This window comes from Cobetia sp. PDI-23MA (genome assembly GCF_059507735.1).
The window spans coordinates 3,647,295-3,666,885 of record NZ_CM183352.1 but is presented as its reverse complement, the minus strand read 5'-3'; the positions used below and the strand labels follow the sequence as shown (position 1 = coordinate 3,666,885).

11 protein-coding genes and 2 rRNA genes are annotated in these 19,591 nt (G+C 61.2%); 4 read left to right on the top strand and 9 right to left on the bottom strand.

Translation table 11 applies throughout. The features are described from left to right. Positions 1-68: 68 nt before the first annotated feature. Positions 69-2,956, top strand: a 23S ribosomal RNA gene (locus AC5WNJ_RS15540). A gap of 138 nt (positions 2,957-3,094) precedes the next feature. Further along, positions 3,095-3,210, top strand: a 5S ribosomal RNA gene (gene rrf, locus AC5WNJ_RS15535). 385 nt (positions 3,211-3,595) lie between these two features. On the opposite strand, the gene AC5WNJ_RS15530 is transcribed toward rrf, so the two are convergent. From AC5WNJ_RS15530 to AC5WNJ_RS15520, 3 genes are all read right to left on the bottom strand, one after another. After that, positions 3,596-4,852 carry an ISL3 family transposase gene (locus AC5WNJ_RS15530; protein WP_495930139.1) on the bottom strand — a complete coding sequence of 419 codons (1,257 nt, stop codon included), beginning with the start codon at positions 4,850-4,852 and terminating at the stop codon, positions 3,596-3,598. Positions 4,853-5,126: 274 nt separating this feature from the next. After that, on the bottom strand, positions 5,127-7,937 hold the full coding sequence (locus AC5WNJ_RS15525) for a heavy metal translocating P-type ATPase (protein WP_495930138.1): 2,811 nt from the start codon (positions 7,935-7,937) through the stop codon (positions 5,127-5,129). Beyond that, positions 7,934-8,389, bottom strand: a complete 456-nt coding sequence (locus AC5WNJ_RS15520) for a MerR family DNA-binding protein (RefSeq protein ID WP_253064232.1) — start codon at positions 8,387-8,389, stop codon at positions 7,934-7,936. The genes AC5WNJ_RS15525 and AC5WNJ_RS15520 overlap by 4 nt, the downstream gene beginning before the upstream one ends. Before the next feature lie 443 nt (positions 8,390-8,832). On the opposite strand from AC5WNJ_RS15520, the gene AC5WNJ_RS15515 reads away from it, so the two are divergent. After that, positions 8,833-10,101 carry an OmpP1/FadL family transporter gene (locus AC5WNJ_RS15515; protein WP_253064230.1) on the top strand — a complete coding sequence of 423 codons (1,269 nt, stop codon included), beginning with the start codon at positions 8,833-8,835 and terminating at the stop codon, positions 10,099-10,101. Positions 10,102-10,278: 177 nt separating this feature from the next. On the opposite strand, the gene AC5WNJ_RS15510 is transcribed toward AC5WNJ_RS15515, so the two are convergent. The 6 genes from AC5WNJ_RS15510 to AC5WNJ_RS15485 form a co-directional block, all read right to left on the bottom strand. Beyond that, positions 10,279-10,683: a hypothetical protein gene (locus tag AC5WNJ_RS15510; protein WP_253064228.1), complete on the bottom strand. Its 405-nt coding sequence runs from the start codon at positions 10,681-10,683 to the stop codon at positions 10,279-10,281. A 143-nt stretch (positions 10,684-10,826) separates the two neighbouring features. Further along, the gene (locus AC5WNJ_RS15505; protein WP_495931065.1) at positions 10,827-12,422 is read right to left on the bottom strand and encodes an ABC transporter ATP-binding protein; all 1,596 of its coding nucleotides are present in this window, start codon (positions 12,420-12,422) and stop codon (positions 10,827-10,829) included. Positions 12,423-12,569: 147 nt separating this feature from the next. Further along, positions 12,570-13,493: an ABC transporter permease gene (locus AC5WNJ_RS15500; RefSeq protein ID WP_495930137.1), complete on the bottom strand. Its 924-nt coding sequence runs from the start codon at positions 13,491-13,493 to the stop codon at positions 12,570-12,572. 14 nt (positions 13,494-13,507) lie between these two features. Next, positions 13,508-14,434 carry an oligopeptide ABC transporter permease OppB gene (gene oppB, locus AC5WNJ_RS15495; RefSeq protein WP_253064218.1) on the bottom strand — a complete coding sequence of 309 codons (927 nt, stop codon included), beginning with the start codon at positions 14,432-14,434 and terminating at the stop codon, positions 13,508-13,510. Between the two features lie 59 nt (positions 14,435-14,493). Further along, positions 14,494-16,140 carry a peptide ABC transporter substrate-binding protein gene (locus AC5WNJ_RS15490; protein WP_495930136.1) on the bottom strand — a complete coding sequence of 549 codons (1,647 nt, stop codon included), beginning with the start codon at positions 16,138-16,140 and terminating at the stop codon, positions 14,494-14,496. Positions 16,141-16,290: 150 nt separating this feature from the next. Continuing rightward, the gene (locus AC5WNJ_RS15485) at positions 16,291-17,916 is read right to left on the bottom strand and encodes a peptide ABC transporter substrate-binding protein (protein ID WP_495930135.1); all 1,626 of its coding nucleotides are present in this window, start codon (positions 17,914-17,916) and stop codon (positions 16,291-16,293) included. A gap of 430 nt (positions 17,917-18,346) precedes the next feature. On the opposite strand from AC5WNJ_RS15485, the gene prfB reads away from it, so the two are divergent. After that, positions 18,347-19,445, top strand: a protein-coding gene (gene prfB, locus AC5WNJ_RS15480; protein ID WP_176678083.1) for a peptide chain release factor 2 whose coding sequence is annotated in 2 segments (ribosomal slippage) — positions 18,347-18,421 and positions 18,423-19,445 — 1,098 coding nt in all. Because the reading frame shifts where the segments join, the coding sequence is not laid out codon by codon here. Positions 19,446-19,591 lie beyond the last annotated feature (146 nt).

The window sequence follows — 19,591 nt, the reverse complement described above, 5'->3', positions numbered from 1 at the left end:
TCCATCAAACGATATGTCGGAGAGGTCCGACACAATCGTAATCCTTGACAGACCCCTTGGGGTTATATGGTCAAGCGATTAAGCGCATACGGTGGATGCCTTGGCAGCCAGAGGCGATGAAGGACGTGATAGCCTGCGATAAGCGTTGGCGAGGTGGCAAATACCCTGCGACCCAACGATTTCCGAATGGGGAAACCCACTCACCATCAGGTGAGTATCTATAGGCCAATACATAACCTATAGAGGCAAACCCGGGGAACTGAAACATCTAAGTACCCGGAGGAAAAGAAATCAACCGAGATTCCCCAAGTAGCGGCGAGCGAACGGGGACCAGCCCTTAAGCGTGACAACCGACAGGCGAACAAGCTGGGAAGCTTGACGATACAGGGTGATAGTCCCGTAGTCGAAGTCCGAGTCACGTGAAATCGAGTAGGTCGGGGCACGAGAAACCCTGACTGAACATGGGGGGACCATCCTCCAAGGCTAAATACTCCTGGCTGACCGATAGTGAACCAGTACCGTGAGGGAAAGGCGAAAAGAACCCCGGCGAGGGGAGTGAAATAGATCCTGAAACCGTATGCGTACAAGCAGTGGGAGCACCTTCGTGGTGTGACCGCGTACCTTTTGTATAATGGGTCAGCGACTTATATTCTGTGGCGAGCTTAACCGTATAGGGGAGGCGTAGGGAAACCGAGTCTTAACTGGGCGACCAGTCGCAGGGTATAGACCCGAAACCGGGCGATCTATCCATGGCCAGGGTGAAGATTGAGTAACATCAATTGGAGGCCCGAACCCAAGTATGTTGAAAAATGCTGGGATGAGCTGTGGATCGGAGTGAAAGGCTAATCAAGCCCGGAGATAGCTGGTTCTCCTCGAAAGCTATTTAGGTAGCGCCTCACGTATCACCGCTGGGGGTAGAGCACTGTTTCGGCTAGGGGGTCATCCCGACTTACCAACCCGAGGCAAACTCCGAATACCAGTGAGTGCAGCGTGGGAGACACACAGCGGGTGCTAACGTCCGTTGTGAAAAGGGAAACAACCCAGACCGTCAGCTAAGGTCCCAAAATCCTGATTAAGTGGGAAACGATGTGGGAAGGCTCAGACAGCTAGGAGGTTGGCTTAGAAGCAGCCATCCTTTAAAGAAAGCGTAATAGCTCACTAGTCGAGTCGGCCTGCGCGGAAGATATAACGGGGCTAAATCAGGTACCGAAGCTACGGGTTCATCCTCTGGATGAGCGGTAGAGGAGCGTCGTGTAAGCCAATGAAGGTGGATTGAGAAGTCTGCTGGAGGTATCACGAGTGCGAATGCTGACATGAGTAACGATAAGGGGAGTGAAAAACTCCCCCGCCGGAAGACCAAGGTTTTCTGTTCTACGTTAATCGGAGCAGAGTGAGTCGGCCCCTAAGGCGAGGCGGAAACGCGTAGTCGATGGGAAACGGGTTAATATTCCCGTACCGGATGTGGTTGCGATGGGGGGACGAAGAAGGCTAGGTGAGCCAGGCGTTGGTTGTCCTGGTGAAAGCATGTAGGCCGAGGAATCAGGCAAATCCGGTTCCTCTGAGGTCGAGATGCGAGACGAACTGACCACGGTCAGGAAGTCATCGATGCCACGCTTCCAGGAAAAGCCTCTAAGCTTCAGATCACATGCGACCGTACCCCAAACCGACACAGGTGGTCAGGTAGAGAATACCAAGGCGCTTGAGAGAACTCGGGTGAAGGAACTAGGCAAAATGGCACCGTAACTTCGGGAGAAGGTGCACCGGTTAGAGTGAAGGACTTGCTCCGTAAGCTCCTACCGGTCGAAGATACCAGGTGGCTGCAACTGTTTATTAAAAACACAGCACTCTGCAAACGCGCAAGCGGACGTATAGGGTGTGACGCCTGCCCGGTGCCGGAAGGTTAATTGATGGGGTTAGGATTCGTCCGAAGCTCTTGATCGAAGCCCCGGTAAACGGCGGCCGTAACTATAACGGTCCTAAGGTAGCGAAATTCCTTGTCGGGTAAGTTCCGACCTGCACGAATGGCGTAATGATGGCCACGCTGTCTCCACCCGAGACTCAGTGAAATTGAAATCGCAGTGAAGATGCTGTGTACCCGCGGCTAGACGGAAAGACCCCGTGAACCTTTACTATAGCTTTACACTGGATGCTGATGTTGTCTGTGTAGGATAGCTGGGAGGCTTTGAAACCACATCGCCAGATGCGGTGGAGCCAACCTTGAAATACCAGCCTGACATCATTGGCGTTCTAACTCAGGTCCGTCATCCGGATCGAGGACAGTGTATGGTGGGTAGTTTGACTGGGGCGGTCTCCTCCCAAAGAGTAACGGAGGAGCACGAAGGTACCCTCAGCACGGTTGGAAATCGTGCATTGAGTGCAAGAGCATAAGGGTGCTTGACTGCGAGACAGACACGTCGAGCAGGTACGAAAGTAGGTTCTAGTGATCCGGTGGTTCTGTATGGAAGGGCCATCGCTCAACGGATAAAAGGTACTCCGGGGATAACAGGCTGATACCGCCCAAGAGTTCACATCGACGGCGGTGTTTGGCACCTCGATGTCGGCTCATCACATCCTGGGGCTGAAGTCGGTCCCAAGGGTATGGCTGTTCGCCATTTAAAGTGGTACGCGAGCTGGGTTTAGAACGTCGTGAGACAGTTCGGTCCCTATCTGCCGTGGGCGTCGGAAGTTTGAGAAGAGCTGCTCCTAGTACGAGAGGACCGGAGTGGACGAACCTCTGGTGTTCGGGTTGTCATGCCAATGGCATTGCCCGGTAGCTACGTTCGGACGGGATAACCGCTGAAGGCATCTAAGCGGGAAGCCCCCTTCAAGATGAGACTTCCCTGAGGCCTTGCGCCTCCTGAAGGGCCCTTGAAGACGACAAGGTTGATAGGCTGGGTGTGGAAGCACAGCAATGTGTTGAGCTAACCAGTACTAATTGCCCGTGAGGCTTGACCATATAACACCCAAGGGGTTTGCCCAGGCAAACCGCCGGGATTGCGACAGGATCGACGACATATCGGTCAGCATGATTCATATTGCGAGTCACGAGGCCAAAAGCCTCGAGACTCAGGCATCGCAAGATGCCACCGTTTCGCCTGACGACCATAGCGAGCGTGAACCACCCGATCCCATGCCGAACTCGGAAGTGAAACCGCTTAGCGCCGATGGTAGTGTGGAGTTTCTCCATGTGAGAGTAGGTCATCGTCAGGCACTTATCCCGAACCGCCCCTGCAGCCTTGCTGCAGGGGCGGTTCTCTTTGTGGTGAGAAATGCAGAAAGAAGGCCAAAGGAAACGCCCCTGTCACTGATGCGGCAGGGGCGTTTTTGCATTCTCGGCACCTTGATCAAGCGGGATAAAGAAGTGATACGCGGGATAAAGAAGAGCAAAGCGGCTGTGGAAAACTCAAGATTCGTCAGTGCAGGAGCTACCCATGCGACCTCGCGACAGCTGCTTTCCCTCCAGTGTGCTGTCGGGTGACACGAGTCTCGGAGCCACTGGGCGGCATGTCATGAACGCTATCGTTGCGAGTCTTGCGAGAGCCGTCTGGAGCGATTTTGATCGGGACACAGTCACGAAAAAGGGCTCTTCGACGTTTCATGTGGATTTGACTTCATCCAGCATGCGCCCCACGGGACTGCCGATCAGGTAGATCATCGCAATGAAATTGCTTTCGTTTCGGTAGCCGCGAGCCCGAGATCTGGCAGCCTGAAAGAGGCCATTCATGCCTTCCAAACGTGCGTTCGTCAGGCCTGAGTACCAGCGCCTCACAACCTGGTCGGCATGTCGCTCCAACGTATTGAGTGCTTTTGTCATTGGCTTGAGAAGCGTGTGACCAGCGACTGCCTCACGCATCACTTTGAGGTAATTCGTGATGCGCCAACGAGCCCCGCGCGCTGTCGGTGAGCGACGAATCCACCTCAGCTTTTCCTTGATGAGCCATGCATTCGCGGTAGCCCCTTGATCAGCAACCAGCTCCCGGAGGGCGACCAGCTGTTTTTCCGTCAGGTTGTGGTTATCCATGCTTTTCAGCACTGCCCAGCGCAGGGCCTTGGGATGGGCTTTTTCTCGACGTTCCCGCTTACGCACTTCATCCAGCGCCTTGGTGAACGTCTGCACGATATGGAACCAGTCAACCGTCACTCGAGCATCAGGAAGATGTTCCGCAGTGCCATTGAGGAAGGCCGGAGACATGTCACACACGACTTCAACCACATTGCCCGGGGCGCCACCATGTGCCTCTAGAAAGATGCTGAACGCCTTGATCGTCTCTTTGCCACGTCCTTGGACAGCAAAGATCACCGGCTCTTGCTGGCGTTGCATATCGAGAAATACGGTGACGTAACGTTGCCCTCGACGTGATGCCGTTTCGTCGACCCCGACATTGGCAACCTGAGAAAGATCCAGGTCTCCCAGCATGCGGCCTACGTAATGATGCACGATGCGCCACAAACGCTTGTCAGTGACTTCCAATTGCCGAGAGACGGCGAGTACAGGCATCTCCCTGACCAACGACATGGCAGCCTGTTCAAACAACAGTGTGAAGCCGCTATCAGGGCGGGCCCAGGGCACCTCGACTCGCTTGACGCCGTGCTCTGGGCACCGGGTGCGAGGAACACGAGCATAGAGATAGCAATGATGCTGAAAGAAGTTCAGGTGTCGCCAGGACTTGTCGGCAAAGTCATGCGCCGGACATGCCTTGCCGCATTCTGGGCAGGCATAGAGGCTCCCCCGATCGGCTTCCACGTAAAGCTCGAGGCGATGCGGGGATGACGTGGTATCCAGATGCTGGTCCTTGAGTTTCCAAGGCGCTTGCAAGCCCAAACCAAGGGTCAGGATCTGAGTACCATCCATGTCAATTCTCCAGTCTGTTCGGGGCCCCATATCCTGGACCATTCCTAGGCACTAATTCCACACCTGGCGTCGAAGAGCCCGAAAAAGCCCTGCCACACAGGATGTGACAGGGCCTTGAGATGAAGATCTTGCGCGATTGTCCTGTGCAATCATCTTGCTCGATTTCAGCGACTACAGAGCAAGGCCTGGAGTGTGCTTCATGACTTGGCGAGCCAGAACCACCAGACAATGGCGGCGATCAGGCCGAGCCCTAGCAGGTTGATGGCCATGCAGATCATGCTGACGCTCCTTGTGAGGTGGTGGCGGTATTCTCGGGGCTACCCGTTGCGGATCCAGCTGCGCTCGGGGGCGTATATCGACGCAGGCGATTGGCATTGGTCACGACGGTGACCGAGGACAAGGACATGGCCAGCCCCGCGATGACCGGCGACAGCAACATGCCCGTGAAGGGGTAGAGGATGCCCGCGGCAATCGGGATGCCGATCAGGTTGTAGCCGAAGGCCCCGACCAGGTTCTGCTTGATGTTGCGCAGGGTGGCCTGGCTGATCGCGATCGCATCCGCGACCCCGCCCAGCGACGGCTGCATCAGCGTGATACCGGCGGTCTCGATGGCGACGTCGGTACCTTCGCCCATGGCGAAGCCGACATCGGCCAGCGCCAGCGCAGGGGCATCATTGATGCCATCCCCTACCATTCCGACGACATGGCCTTCCCGCTGCAGCCGCGCGATCTCATCATGCTTGTCATTCGGTGAGGCGCCGGCACGGTAATCATCGATACCGGTCTCGCGCGCCACGGCCGCTGCCGTGTGAGGGTTGTCACCGGTCAGCATGATTACCTTGAGGCCGATGGCATGCAGGCGAGCGATGGCATCGCGGCTATCGTCACGCAGCGGGTCGGCCAGGCCGAAGACGGCGAGCAATTTATCGTCGCGGGCCATCAGAATCAGGGTGCGCGCATTGTCTTCCAGCGCCGTGATCTGCTCGCTGAGAGGGGCCAGGCTGATACCTGCCTCTTCCAGCATGGCAGCGTTGCCCATGCGCCAGGTGCGCCCTACATCGTCTTGGGCCTGAATGCCGCGCCCGCTGATGGTCTGGTAGTCATGGAAGGACTTGCTGCGCGAAGCATCGGGGCGTCTGTCTTCGATATGTGCCAGCAGTGCCGCGGCCAGCGGGTGCTCGGAGCCCCGCTCCAGTGCATATGCTGCATCCAGCACGGCTTCCTCGTCTTCCCCTTCGAGGAGCGAGACCTCGGCGACTTCCGGCTTGCCGCGCGTCAGGGTGCCGGTCTTGTCGACCACCAGCGCGGTCAAGCGACTGGCGGTCTGCAGTGCCTCACCGCTGCGTACCAGCACACCATGCTCCGCTGCCTTGCCGACCCCGATCATGGTCGAGATCGGCGTCGCCAGACCCAGCGCACACGGGCAGGCGATGACGAGCACTGCCGTCGCGACCACCAGCATATGCACGCCGGTCGGCGCCGGCCCGAAGTTGAACCACACCAGCGCCGCGACGATGGCGATGATCATCACGCTGGGCACGAACACGCCGGAGATGGTGTCTGCCAGCCGGCCAATCGGCGGGCGCGAATTCTGCGCCTGACGCACCTGGTTGATGATGCGTCCCAGGCGCGTCTCGCTACCGACGCGCTCGACCTCGAAGACCAGACTGCCACGCGTATTGAACGTACCGGCGGCTACCTCATCACCGATACTGCGTGACACGGGCAGTGGCTCACCGCTGAGCATCGATTCATCGATATGGCTCTGGCCCTCGATGACCCGGCCATCCACCGGGATGCGCTCACCGGGGCGAATGCGCACCTGGTCCCCGCTGCGGACCTCATTGATATCGATCTCGCGCTCTTCACCGTCGCGGATCACGCGGGCAGTGCGAGTCTGCAGATCCAGCAGCGCGCGCAGCGCCTGCTGAGTGCGGCCCCGGGCGCGGACTTCCAGCGCCTGCCCCAGGCTGATCAAGCCGATGATCATGGTCGAGGCTTCAAAGTAGAGCCCGCGCGCCGCCGGGGGCACGCTGTCGGGGAACAGCAGCACGCCCATGGAGTAGAGCCAAGCGGCCCCGGTACCGAGCGCCACCAGCGTATCCATGTTGGCCTGATGGTGCGTGAAGGCCTTCCAGGCGCTGGTGAAGAAGCTGCGTCCTGCCGTGGCGAGCACGCCCAGCACGGCGACGCCGATCGCCAGCCACACCCCGCGCTCGAGCCCCTCGAAGCCGGGGTGATGGAAGAACATGCTGATCATCAGGGGGATACCGATGCCCAGCGACAGCACGCTGTCGCGGACACGAGAGCGATATTCCTGATCGGCGTCTTCCTGCTGTTGCTGCTCACCGGCCTGCGCGTCTTCCACCAGGCTTGCCCCGTAGCCGACACCTTCGATGGCAGAGACGATCTCGTCGGGAGCGAGGCGGCTCGTGACCTGGGCGGTGCGCGAGGCGAAGTTGACCTGCGCCTGCTCAACTCCATCCAGGCCATCCAGTGCCTTCTGGATCGTCGCCACGCAGCTGGCACAGGTGACGCCGGACAGTGAGAACTCGGTGCTTGCGCTATCGGCTGGCTGGCTCTCAGTCGCTGCCTTGTTCGCAGCACTTGACGCGTTCGCAGCCGGCGCGACTTGAGCTTCATCCACCTCGGCGTGGGCCTCAAGCGAATAGTCCGTCTCGAGGATGATGCGCTCGAGCAGTCCGCGCGGCAGACAGGTGTCCACGTCGAGAATGTCTTCTTTCGGCGTGCCAGTGACTTGCGCAGCCTCATCCCAGTGCTGGATGGCCTCGCGCAATCTGGCGACGCACTTCTGGCAGTGCATACCATACACCGATAGGTCGTGATGAGCGCGTTCTGGCAGGGCTTCCTCCCGGAGGGGATAGCCGCAGTCTTCCGCGACTTCCTGCAGTGCCGTGGATGACAGCTGGCTATGCATCAGCAACAGCTCCGCGTCAGGTGCCCCGAGCAACTCGGCCTGTGGGTCCTGCGCCTGCAGGGCACGACGAATCCTGCTGACACAGCCCTGACAATGGATGCCTGGCGCCTGCAGAAGGCGCGTCTCGGGAAGTGACGGGGTCATCATGAGTGCCCCCCGTCGCGGCGTTTGGAAGTGGAAGCGGTGTCGGGCATGTCCTGCGGAAAGCCTTCGATCAGACAGCACACACTGTTGCCGTCCGGCACGCCATCCGGCAGGTCCTGCCAGCAATCCAGCGCATGCTCCATGCGCCCTGCCAGGGCTTCCAGCTCACGAATGCGCTCGCGCACTCTCGGCAGGTGCTGTCGCAGCAGGTCACGTACCAGCGGGCAAGGCGAGTCGTGCTGGTCCGCCTGCTCGAGAATCTGTTTGATATCGGCAAGGCTGAAGCCCAGCTGGCGTGCCTGACTGATGAATTTGAGGCGTACCAGCGCCTGCTCATCGAAGCGCTGGTAGTTGTTGACGGGATCACGTCGGGCCGTGATCAGCCCTTGGCGCGTGTAGTGGCGAACGGTTTCAGCGGTGACGCCTCCCGCGCGGGCCAGTTCAGCGACTTTCATTGCAACACCTCCTCGTGATGAAGAGTGGCGGAGAGAGCATCCAGCTGCCCTGTAGGTCTGTCGGCAGCCAATGTTCCGTGACTGATCATCAGTTTAAGACTTATGTGTTGCACATAGGTCAAGCGAGCCGATACATACGAAAAGTCTGATGTTCGACCAATAGGCTAGAGGGGGGAGCAGAGGGGGCTGCCGTGTTTTAAACGCTGGCGACAAGGCACTAAATCCTCGTCAGGTCAGGGGTTTAGCAGCACGTGACAGTGCAGACATGAATGAAAGTTCCCTGCATACTAGAAATCTCCCTATTCAAACAAACGTTCGCCCTTGACTTGAACGCACGACTCGCCCAAAACGTAGATGACAGAGCTATGCATCAACGAATGATAACAACAACATGCGGCTCTCCAGCCACCTGCAATGGGACGCCATCCATAATGAAAAACAAGATGAACAAACTCACCCTCGGGGTCGCTCTGGCAACGGTAGCCACGGCTTATGCCGGTGGCGTTCACGCGGGGGCCTTCCAGCTGAACGAGCAGAGTGTCAGTACCCAGGGCACCTCCTTCGCCGGGCGCGCCTCGAATGCCAATGATGCCTCCACCGTGTTCGGCAACCCCGCCGGCATGTCCTTCCTGGATCGTGCCCAGATTACCGGCGGTGTGACCTATCTGGACGTCAATACCGATATTGATGTCGCCAGCGCGAATGATGCACTCGGTCGGCCAGTCTCTGGCGGAGATGACGGTGACATGGTGCCGGGAGCGGCAGTGCCTTCCTTCTATTACGTGCAGCCGATGAATGATCGGGTAGCACTGGGCTTCGGGGTCTACGCACCCTTTGGCGTGATCACCGATTATGGTTCTGATTTCCGCGGCCGTTATTTCGCCAATTACAGTGAAGTCGAGGTGGTCACCGCCCAGCCGACCATCTCCTACCGTATCAATGACAAGTGGGCCATCGGGGCCGGTGTGACCTACAACAGCATCAAGGGTGAGCTGACGTCGAATACTGCCGATGTCCTTGGCGCAGGCGATGGCAAGGTCAAGATCAAGGGTGACGATGCCGCCTGGGGCTACAACGTCGGGGTCATCTTCCAGCCGGTGGAAAGTACCCGTCTCGGTCTGTCCTATCGCTCCAAGGTGGATTACAGCCTGGAAGGTGATGCCAAGTACAACAATGTCTTCAATGGCAGCATGACCGCGCCAGGCCTTGTGAATACCGAGCAGGACGCCTCGCTGGACGTGACCTTGCCGGAAAGCATCGACTTCTCCGTGACGCACAAGCTGGATGATCGCTGGACGCTGATGGCGGGCGTGACCTGGGTGCACTGGAGCCGCTTCGACGAGATCGCGGTGGAAGTCGACAACATGAATGACATCGTCGAGGAACAGGGCTATGAGGACGGTTGGCAGTATGCGGTCGGCCTGAGCTATCAGCTCAACCCGCAATGGGTGCTGCGTACCGGTATGGCCTTCGATGACAGCCCGACCGTGGATGAGCATCGCAGCGCGCGTATTCCGTCCGGTGATCGCACCATCTTCTCGCTGGGGGCTGGCTGGACACCGATGCCGGATCTGACCATCGACATGGCCTACACCTACCTGTGGGAAGAGACGGCCACCGTCAGCCTGAACGAGCCCAACCGTGGCACCTATGAAGCCGATTACGAGAATGAAGCGCATGGCTTCGGTCTCGGTGCGACCTATCGTTTCTGAGTACGTCAGCGGCTGAAGCGCTGAGCTGGTCTCGGGACAACCGATACAATCGATACAGAAACGCCCGGTCATATGACCGGGCGTTTTCTTGTCGTCCTGTTGGGTTCATCAGGCAAGGGCAGAACTATCGCCTCAGCGCGAGCATTGGCGAACCGTCACCAGCGTCTGACATGACGATCAGAAGTCGTAACGCGCCAGGAACATCAGCTGGTCGCTGTTGCCGCTCTCGTAGTCGCTCATTTCGGGATGGTGGAAGGCCCTGCCCAGCGTGACGTCCTTGTTCGGTTTCCAGTCGAGTGCGGCTTCATCGCGGTGGTCACGCTCATAGCCCGAGTACTCGGTCTCGGTGGTGAAGACGCCATCCTCGAAGAGGGGCGTTTCGGTGCTGTGCTGGCCATCATGGCCGAGCTGATAGAGCAGGCCGACAGTGAACTCTCCGAAACCCTTCTTCCAGTACAGCGAGTTGTCCGGGCGTCTCGTGCCGAGCAGGGCTGCGCCAATCGCGTGACGTGGTCGTGAGTGTGAAGGGGGGTGCTGGCTGTTGTTGTAGGTTGCATCGTCATTCTGTGTCTGTCTTTCCATCGGTGTGGGTCATGCCGGAGCGTCCTGCTCCGGCCTCGGTCGGGTGCAAGCACCCGGCTGCCCTTGCCTGCGCCTTTTCTCAGGCAAAGCGGGGTCTTGATGGGCGCCGCAGCGCCCATCAGGCATGTCTTCTTATTAGGGTGTCAGTGGTGCGTCTGGCCCAGGTCCGGGGCGAAGGCGGCCTGCATCAATTCACGCGTATAACGCTCCCGGGGCGCCTCGAAGATGGCGTGGGTACTGCCGCTTTCCACCACCTCGCCCTCCTTCATCACGATGAGGTGGTCTGACAGCGCACGCACGACTGCCAGGTCATGGCTGATGAACAGATAGGTCAGGCCGTGGCGTGCCTGCAGGTCGCGCAGCAGGTCGATCACCGTGACCTGTACGGAGCGGTCCAGCGCCGAGGTCGGCTCGTCCAGCAGCAGGAATTCCGGCTTGAGCACCAGGGCGCGCGCGATGGCGATGCGCTGGCGCTGACCACCGGAGAACTCATGCGGATAGCGATTGCGCATGCCGGGGTCGAGGCTGACCTCGCTCAGGGCGTCGCAGACCCGCGCATCGCGCTGGGCGCGATTGAGCTCAGGGTGATGCACGCGCAGACCTTCGCTGATGATCTCGCCCACGGTCAGGCGCGGCGACAGGGAGCCGAAGGGGTCCTGGAAGACGACCTGCATGCGCGAGCGCAAGGGGCGCATGCCTGATTTGTCCAGCGGCATGATATCGGCGCCATCGAAGCTGATCTGGCCCTGGCTCTTGAGTAGGCGCAGCAGGGCACGCCCCAGCGTCGACTTGCCGGAGCCGGACTCGCCGACGATGCCGATGGTCTGGCCGCGTCGCACTTCGAGATCGATGCCGCGCACCGCTTCGAAGGCGACCTTGGGGCCGAACAGCGGGCGCTTGATGGTGAAGTTGACACGCACATCGCGCGCCGACAGCAGCACTGGTGCATCCGCGGCAACCGGGGCCTTCTCGCCGGCCGGTTCGGCATCGATCAGCATGCGGGTGTAGGCGTGGTGCGGGCGCTCGAAGACGTCGTGGGTGGCGCCGGTTTCCAGCAGCTCGCCGTGACGCATCACGCAGACGCGGTCCGCGAAGTGGCGCACGATGCTCAGGTCGTGGGTGATGAACAGGATCGCCATGCCGTAGCGCTGCTGCAGCGACTTGAGCAGCCGCAGGATCTGCGCCTGCACCGTGACATCCAGCGCGGTGGTCGGCTCATCGGCGATCAGCAGGTCCGGCTCGCAGGCCAGCGCGATGGCGATCATCACGCGCTGACGCTGGCCACCGGACAGCTCGTGGGGATAGCTGTCGATACGTCGCGCCGGCTCCGGGATGCCGACCTGCTCGAGCAGTTCCAGCGCCTTGTGGCGAGCCACGCGACCCTTGAGGTCACGATGCAGCGCCAGTACCTCGATGATCTGACGGCCGATGCGGTGCAGCGGATTGAGCGAGGTCATCGGCTCCTGGAAGACGGTGGCGATGCGGTTGCCGCGCAGCTCGCGCATGCGCCGCGTCGAGGCACTCAGCAGGTCTTCGCCGCGCAGGCGGATGGCGCCCTTTATCTCGGCGAGTTCCGGCAGCAGGCGCAGGATGGCGGTGGACGTGACCGACTTGCCGGAGCCGGACTCGCCGACCAGCGCCAGCGTCTCGCCCTTGTTGAGGGTGAAGCTGACGCCCTTGACGGCGGGTACCGCGCCGTCCGGCAGCTGGAAGTCGACCTTGAGATCATCGACCTCCATCAGCGGCGGCGTGCCCGGCGCCTCGGCGGCCAGGCCCAGGCGAGTCAGGGTGTCGGCGCGCGCCTGGTCAGCGGCGTTGCGTGCTGGCGGCAGGCTGGAGGAGGTGCCGGAGGTAGAGGGTGAAGAAGTCATGATCAGCGCTCCGGTTCAGCGAGTCTTGGGGTCGAGGGCATCACGCAGCCCATCGCCGAGGAAGTTGAGGCAGAACAGGGTCGCGGCGAGGAAGGCCGAGGGCGCCAGCAGCATCCAGGGCGCGGTCTCCATCATGTCCTTGCCTTCGGAGATCAACACGCCCCACGAGGTCAGCGGTTCCTGCACTCCGAGACCGAGGAATGACAGGAAGCTCTCCAGCAGGATGACCTTGGGCACCGTCAGCGTGACGTAGACGATCACCGGGCCCAGCGCATTGGGGATCAGGTGACGGGTGACCACCTGCAGGTCGCGCACCCCCAGCGCATGCGCCGCCTCGACGAATTCGCGCTTCTTGAGTGCCAGCACCTGGCCGCGCACGATGCGCGACATGTCCAGCCACTCCACCGCACCGATGGCGGCGTAGATGAGGAAGATGTTGCGACCGAACACCACCATCAGCAAGATCACCAAGAACATGAACGGCAGCGAATACATGATGTCGACGAAGCGCATCATCAGGTTGTCGGTGCGTCCGCCGAAGTAGCCGGAGACGGCACCGTAGAGCACGCCGATCACCAGGCTGACGAAGGTGGCGACCAGCGCTACCGACAGCGAGATCTGGCCGCCATGCAGGGTGCGGGTCAGCAGGTCGCGGCCGTTGACGTCGGTGCCGAAGACATGGCCGGAGGCCAGGTCCGGACCGGTGCCGATGGCGTTCCAGTCGACTTCATCGAGTTCGAAGGGCGTCAGCCACGGGCCGATCAGGCAGGCCAGCACGATGACGGCCATCACCACCAGGCTGCACATGGCAGCGCGGTTCTGCTTGAGACGACGCCAGGCGTCGCGGGTCAGGCTGTCGCCTGCCGGCGCGGCAGGCGGCTGGCCGTCGAAGGCACTGGCACCGCCGGTGCCGTGGGGAGCGGGAGTTGTCTGTGACATGTCAGGGCCTCGGGTCAGTCGTCGTAGCGGATCTGCGGGTCGAGCATGCTGTAGAGCAGATCGACGATCAGATTGAGCAGCAGGATCAAGGCGCCATAGAAGACCACCGTGCCCATCACCAGGGTGTAGTCACGATTGAGCGCCCCCTGTACGAAATAGCGCCCGATGCCGGGAATGCCGAAGATCTGCTCGATCACCACCGAGCCGGTGATGATGCCGGCGATGGCCGGGCCGAGGTACGAGACCACCGGCAGCATCGCCGGCCGCAATGCATGGCGCAGAATCACCTTCCACTCGCTCAGGCCCTTGGCGCGGGCGGTGCGGATGTAGTGACTGCCGAGCACCTCGATCATGCTGGCGCGCATCATGCGGGCGATGTAGGCGATCTGCTGGATGGAGAGCGCCACCACCGGCAGCAGCAGGTTCTGCCAGGCGCCGCCGTTCCAGCCGCCGGCCGGCAGCCAGCCGAGCAGCACGCCGAACACCAGCGCCAGCAGCGGGGCGATCACGAAGTTGGGCACCGCGATTCCCGCCAGCGCCGTACTCATCACCAGGTAATCCGCCGTCGAGTTGCGCCGGATGGCCGCGATCACCCCCAGCGGCACTCCGATCAGCAGCGCGGCCAGAATCGCCCACATGCCCAGCTCCAGACTGGCCGGGAAGCCCTGGCTGATCAGCTCGCTGACGTCGAAGTCCTTGTACTTGAAGGACGGACCGAGATCGCCCTGTACCAGATCGCCCAGATAGCGCAGGTACTGCATCGGCAATGGCTCATCCAGGTGATAGGCCGCGCGCAGGTTCTGCTCGATTTCCGGGGGGAGACGGCGCTCTCCATCGAAGGGACCGCCCGGAGCGACCCGCATCAGGAAGAACGACAGGGTGATCACGATCAGCAGGGTAGGAATCGCCTGCAGCAACCGCTTGAGGGTGTAGCTCAGCATCCAGTGCTCCGTTCGGGCCGCTGCCCGGGTGTGTCGTTGTTATGGGTGACTGTCGTCTGTCAGTGCGAGGTATCGAGCTGCAGATAGCGACTCGGGTGCACGTCCAGCGCATTGGGCGCCCAGCCGCTGATGGCGGGGTCGACCAGGCTGGAGGTGACATAGTCGTAGAGCGGCAGCACCACATCGTTGTCGAGCAGATACTGCTCGGCGTCGTGGAGCTGGCGCTGGCGGGTGTCGATGTCTCCTTCACGCGCCGCCGCCTCGATCAGCGCATCGTAGGTCGGCGAGCTGAGCCCGGGCGCGTTGGAGGTGTTGTCGCTGCTGAAGGCGTTCAGGAAGTCGTAGGCATCGGCGATGGTGGCGATCATGCCGTAACGCCCGACCTCGAAATCGCCCAGCGCCAGATCGCGGTAATGCACCGCGGCCTCGGTGTTGGTCAGCGTCACCTTCACGCCCAGCGGCTTCCACATCGCCCCGAGGGCCACGGCGATCTTCTTGTGATCTTCCAGGGTGTTGTAGCGCAGGGTCAGCTCAAGCTGGGTGTCCGGGCCGTAGCCCACGTCGGCCATCAGTTCGCGGGCCTTCGCCATCCTCCGGTCCATCGACCAGTCAGCGAAGTCGAAGCGCGCGCCCTGATGTTCTCTCAATGCCTTCGGCACGAAGTGCCAGGAGGGAATCTGGCCCATGCCGAGAATGCGCTCGGTAATCACCTCACGGCGTGTGGCCAGATTCAGCGCGCGGCGAATGCGCTGGTCGGCCACGGGCGAGCCCGCGCGCAGATTGAAGACATAGAAGTACTCGCCGAGGATCGGGTAGGTGTGCAGGGCAGCGGCCAGATTGTCCTGAATCCAGGCGTAGTGGCTGGCGGGCACGCCGTAGGCGATCTCGACTTCGCCGGCGCGAAAGCGATTGAGCGCGGCATGACTCTCCTCGATGGGCAGGTAGACCACCTCATCGAGCGCGACCGTGTCTGCCGCGTGATAGCGAGCATTGGGTGACAGTGTGATATGCGACTGTGGCGCCCATTCGTTGAGCACGAAGGCACCCGAGGTGACCATGTTGGCCGGCCGCATCCAGTCAGCGCCATTGGCCGCGATCACATGGCGTGGCAGCGGGGCGGCTTCGCTCATCGCCAGCGTCTGCTCAAGCGTCGCCGAGGGATGACTGAGCGTGATGGTGAGCGTCTGCGCATCGGGCGCGGTCACGCCGAGTTGCTCCGGTGCCAGCGCGCCGGTGTTTACCGCGCGAGCATTGACGATCGGGTAGTAGAGCGTGGCGTTGTGGGCCGCGGTGGCGGGTGTCAGCAGGCGGCGCAGCGCGAAGACGGCATCCTGGGCGGTCAACGGCGTGCCGTCTGACCACTCGAGCCCCTCGCGCAGGTGAAAGGTCCAGCTCAGCCCATCGGCGGACGACTCCCAGCGCTCTGCCAGCCCGGGAATCAGCTCGCCGTCGGCGGAGTAGGCGATCAGCGGCTCGAACAGATCACGCGTGATGCGTGTCTCCCAGGTGCCGCTGGTCTGCTGCGGGTCCAGTGACGCCGGCTCGGCGCCATTGGCGATACGCAGGATCTGCTCGCCTTGGCTTGCAGGGCTTGTGGATTGTGCGGCCATGGCGCTGCCGGAAGCGCCGAAGGAGAGAGAAAGAATGGACAGCAGCAGGCCTGCGCCGAGGCTTGCCGCGCATTGCATCGGTGAGGTGGGGGACATGCATGAACTCCTTGTCACGCCCGTGGGGCGCGACGTCATCTTCTGGTGCCATCCTTGGCAAATGCCACGCTCCTGCCCTGCCGGACACGAGCGTGGACCCATGACGATCTGGAGAACTGCGAGCCAGGCCAGAGGCTCACAGGGCTCGCCTCACTCGGAGAACGAGATCCAGCGCGAGCGGTGGGTATCCTCGATGTTGTCCTGCCAGCCGTTGAGCTTGGGGTTCACCAGATTGCGCGACACGTAGTAGTAGATCGGCAGCACGGCATAGTCATCCAGCGCCTTGCGCTCGGCGTCTTGCATCAATGCCTCGCGATCCTCCATGTCGAGCGTATTGGCAGCCTCTTGCATGTCGTCATCCAGCGCACTGTTGGAATAGGCGCCGTAGTTGTTGGGCACGCCGCTTTCCAGCAGGTTCAGGAAGTTCTGGGCGTCGTTGTAGTCGCCGATCCAGCCGGCGCGGCCGACATCGAACTTGCCCTGGCGCATGTCCTCGTAGTGCACCGCGACTTCGGCGTTCAGCAGATTGACCTTCACGCCCAGCGGCTTCCACATCGCGGCGGCGGCGATGGCCACCTTCTTGTGGTCTTCGCTGGTGTTGTAGCGCAGGGTCAGCTCCAGCGGGTTGTCCGGGCCATAGCCGGCGTCTTCCATCAGGGACCTGGCCTTCTGCATGCGCTCATCCATCGACATGTCCTTGAAGGCCATTTCCTGGATGTCGTAATGGTTCACGCCGGTGGGCACGAAGCTGTAGGCCGGCACTTCGCCGGTGCCGAGGATCTTGTCGGTGATGATGTTGCGACGGATGGAGAGGTTGAGCGCCTCACGCACGCGCGGGTCTGCCGTGGCATGACCATCGCGCGAGTTGAGCACGTAGTAGTAGATGCCCAGGTAGGGCGCGACGTGGGTGGCGTCCGGCAGGTTGTTCTTCAGCCAGCCGTATTGCTGGGTCGGGAATTCGCGCGCGATGTCGATCTCGCCGGCGCGGAAGCGCTTCAGGGCGCTGTTGCGTTCCTCGATGGGGTAGTAGATCACCTCATCCAGCGCGACTTCTCTGGCATCGTGGAACTCAGGATTCTTGAGCGCGACGATGCGGGTCTGCGGCTGCCACTCGCTCAGCTCGAAGGCACCGTTGGAAACCATCTTGCCGGGGTCGGTCCAGTCCTTGCCGTACTTCTCCACGACATGTTTCGGCAGCGGGTAGGCGGTGTAGTGCGACAGCTGGTCCAGGAAGTAGGGCGTCGGACGCTCGAGGGTGATCTCGAGGGTGTGATCATCCACGGCACGCACGCCGAGGGTGTCCGGCTCGGCCTCGCCGCTGTTGATGGCCTTGGCATTCTTGATCGGATACAGGATGTAGGCGTAATCCGAGGCATTTTCCGGCGTCATGATGCGCTTGAGCGCGTACACGAAGTCCTCGGCGGTCACTGGCTCACCGTCTGACCACTTGCCGTCTTGGCGCAGCGTGAAGGTGTAGGTCTTGCCATCGTCGGAAATCTGCCATGACTCGGCCGCACCGGGGATGCGCTCGCCATCGGCGGCTTCGGTGACCAGCCCCTCGAAGAGGTCGCCCACCACGTCATTTTCCCAGGTGCCGGAGATCTGCTGCGGGTCCAGCGAGGCCGGTTCGCCCATGATCGCCAGCTTGAGCGTGTCGGCCATGATGCCCGGGGAAGCGGCGATACTTCCGGCCAGCAGCAGGGAGCTTGCCAGACGCTTGAGCGCGAAGCGCTTGGGGAGTGCCGGGGTGTGAGAGGGGGAGTGCAGTCGTGCCATGGTGGGGAAGCTCGCTATTGTTGTTAGGGGGAGTACGAGTGATGCCTCTACCATTGAATCTTTTGCGGTGCGTTGTCCATGTTAAAAAATGGATAGCTTATGCGTGCATTCGATAAGTCTGATGTTGGGCGTGGAATGCCGCGGCATTCGTGGCTGGCGGACGTCTGGATGACTTTGGTCGCAGTCGCCTGAAAGACAGCCAGACCGAGGCTTGTGCACGTTGTGACAGAGGCCTGCAGGCGGCCATCGCCCACCTTGCGCTGGATGATGGGCCGGGCATGGTCGCCACGCCGGGAAATGGCTACAATATCGGGCTTTGCGCGCTGTCGATCTGCACATGTCCCTACGGGTGGCATGTGGCGAAGCCCGTCGCTTGCGACAGGATCGCCGCGCACCCATTCACGCATCATCGCCTCAAGACAGGACGACCATGCAAGAGATCAATCCGATCACCAACCTCATCAAGGACCTGTCCGAAAGGGCAGAAGTCCTGAGGGGGTACCTTTGACTATGCCGAAAAGCAGGATCGGCTAGAGGAAGTCACTCGCGAGCTCGAGAATCCGGATGTCTGGAATGACCCGGACTACGCGCAGAAGCTCGGCAAGGAACGTGCGTCGCTGGAGCTGGTCGTCAAGACCCTCGACGACATGAGCAACGGTCTGTCCGACTGCTCCGATCTGCTGGAAATGGCGGTCGAGGAAGAGGACGAAGGCACCGTGGACGAAGTCGTCCGCGAGCTGGACCAGCTCAAGGCCAGTCTTGAGAAGCTCGAGTTCCGTCGCATGTTCTCCGGTGAAATGGACGCCAACAACGCCTACCTGGATATCCAGGCTGGCTCCGGCGGCACCGAGGCACAGGACTGGGGCAACATGTTGCTGCGCATGTACCTGCGCTGGGCCGAGCATCACGGTTTCAAGACCGAGATCGTCGAGGCGAGCGCCGGTGAAGTCGCCGGCATCAAGTCCGCCACCATCCACATCCAGGGCGAATACGCCTTCGGGTGGTTGCGCACCGAGCTTGGCGTGCACCGTCTGGTCCGCAAGAGTCCCTTCGACTCCGGCGGCCGTCGTCACACCTCGTTCGCGTCCGTGTTCGTGTCGCCGGAAATCGATGACAACATCGAGATCGATATCAACCCGGCCGACCTGCGCACCGATACCTATCGCTCCTCCGGCGCCGGTGGTCAGCACGTCAATACCACCGACTCCGCGGTACGTATCACCCACGTGCCGACAGGCATCGTGGCGGCCTGCCAGACCGAGCGTAGCCAGCACTCCAACCGTGACCGCGCCATGAAGATGCTGAAGGCGCGTATCTACGAAGCCGAGATGCAGAAGCGCAACGCCGCCAAGCAGGAACTCGAGGACTCCAAGTCCGATATCGGCTGGGGCAGCCAGATCCGCTCCTACGTCCTCGATGACCAGCGCATCAAGGACCTGCGGACCAGCGTCCAGTCGAGCAACTGTGACAAGGTGCTCGACGGCGACCTCGATGACTTCATCGTCGCCAGCCTCAAGATGGGGCTCTGAGCGCGAGTCCCCTCGCGGCCCAGCGCCTATTCGCCTCCGCCGGTCTCGCCGGCGGAGGCCACGAATCCCCGTATCGCGGTCAGCCCTGATGGTCACTATCGTCCGTCAGGCTGATCATGATCTGTCGTGGCCCAGGCCATGACCCT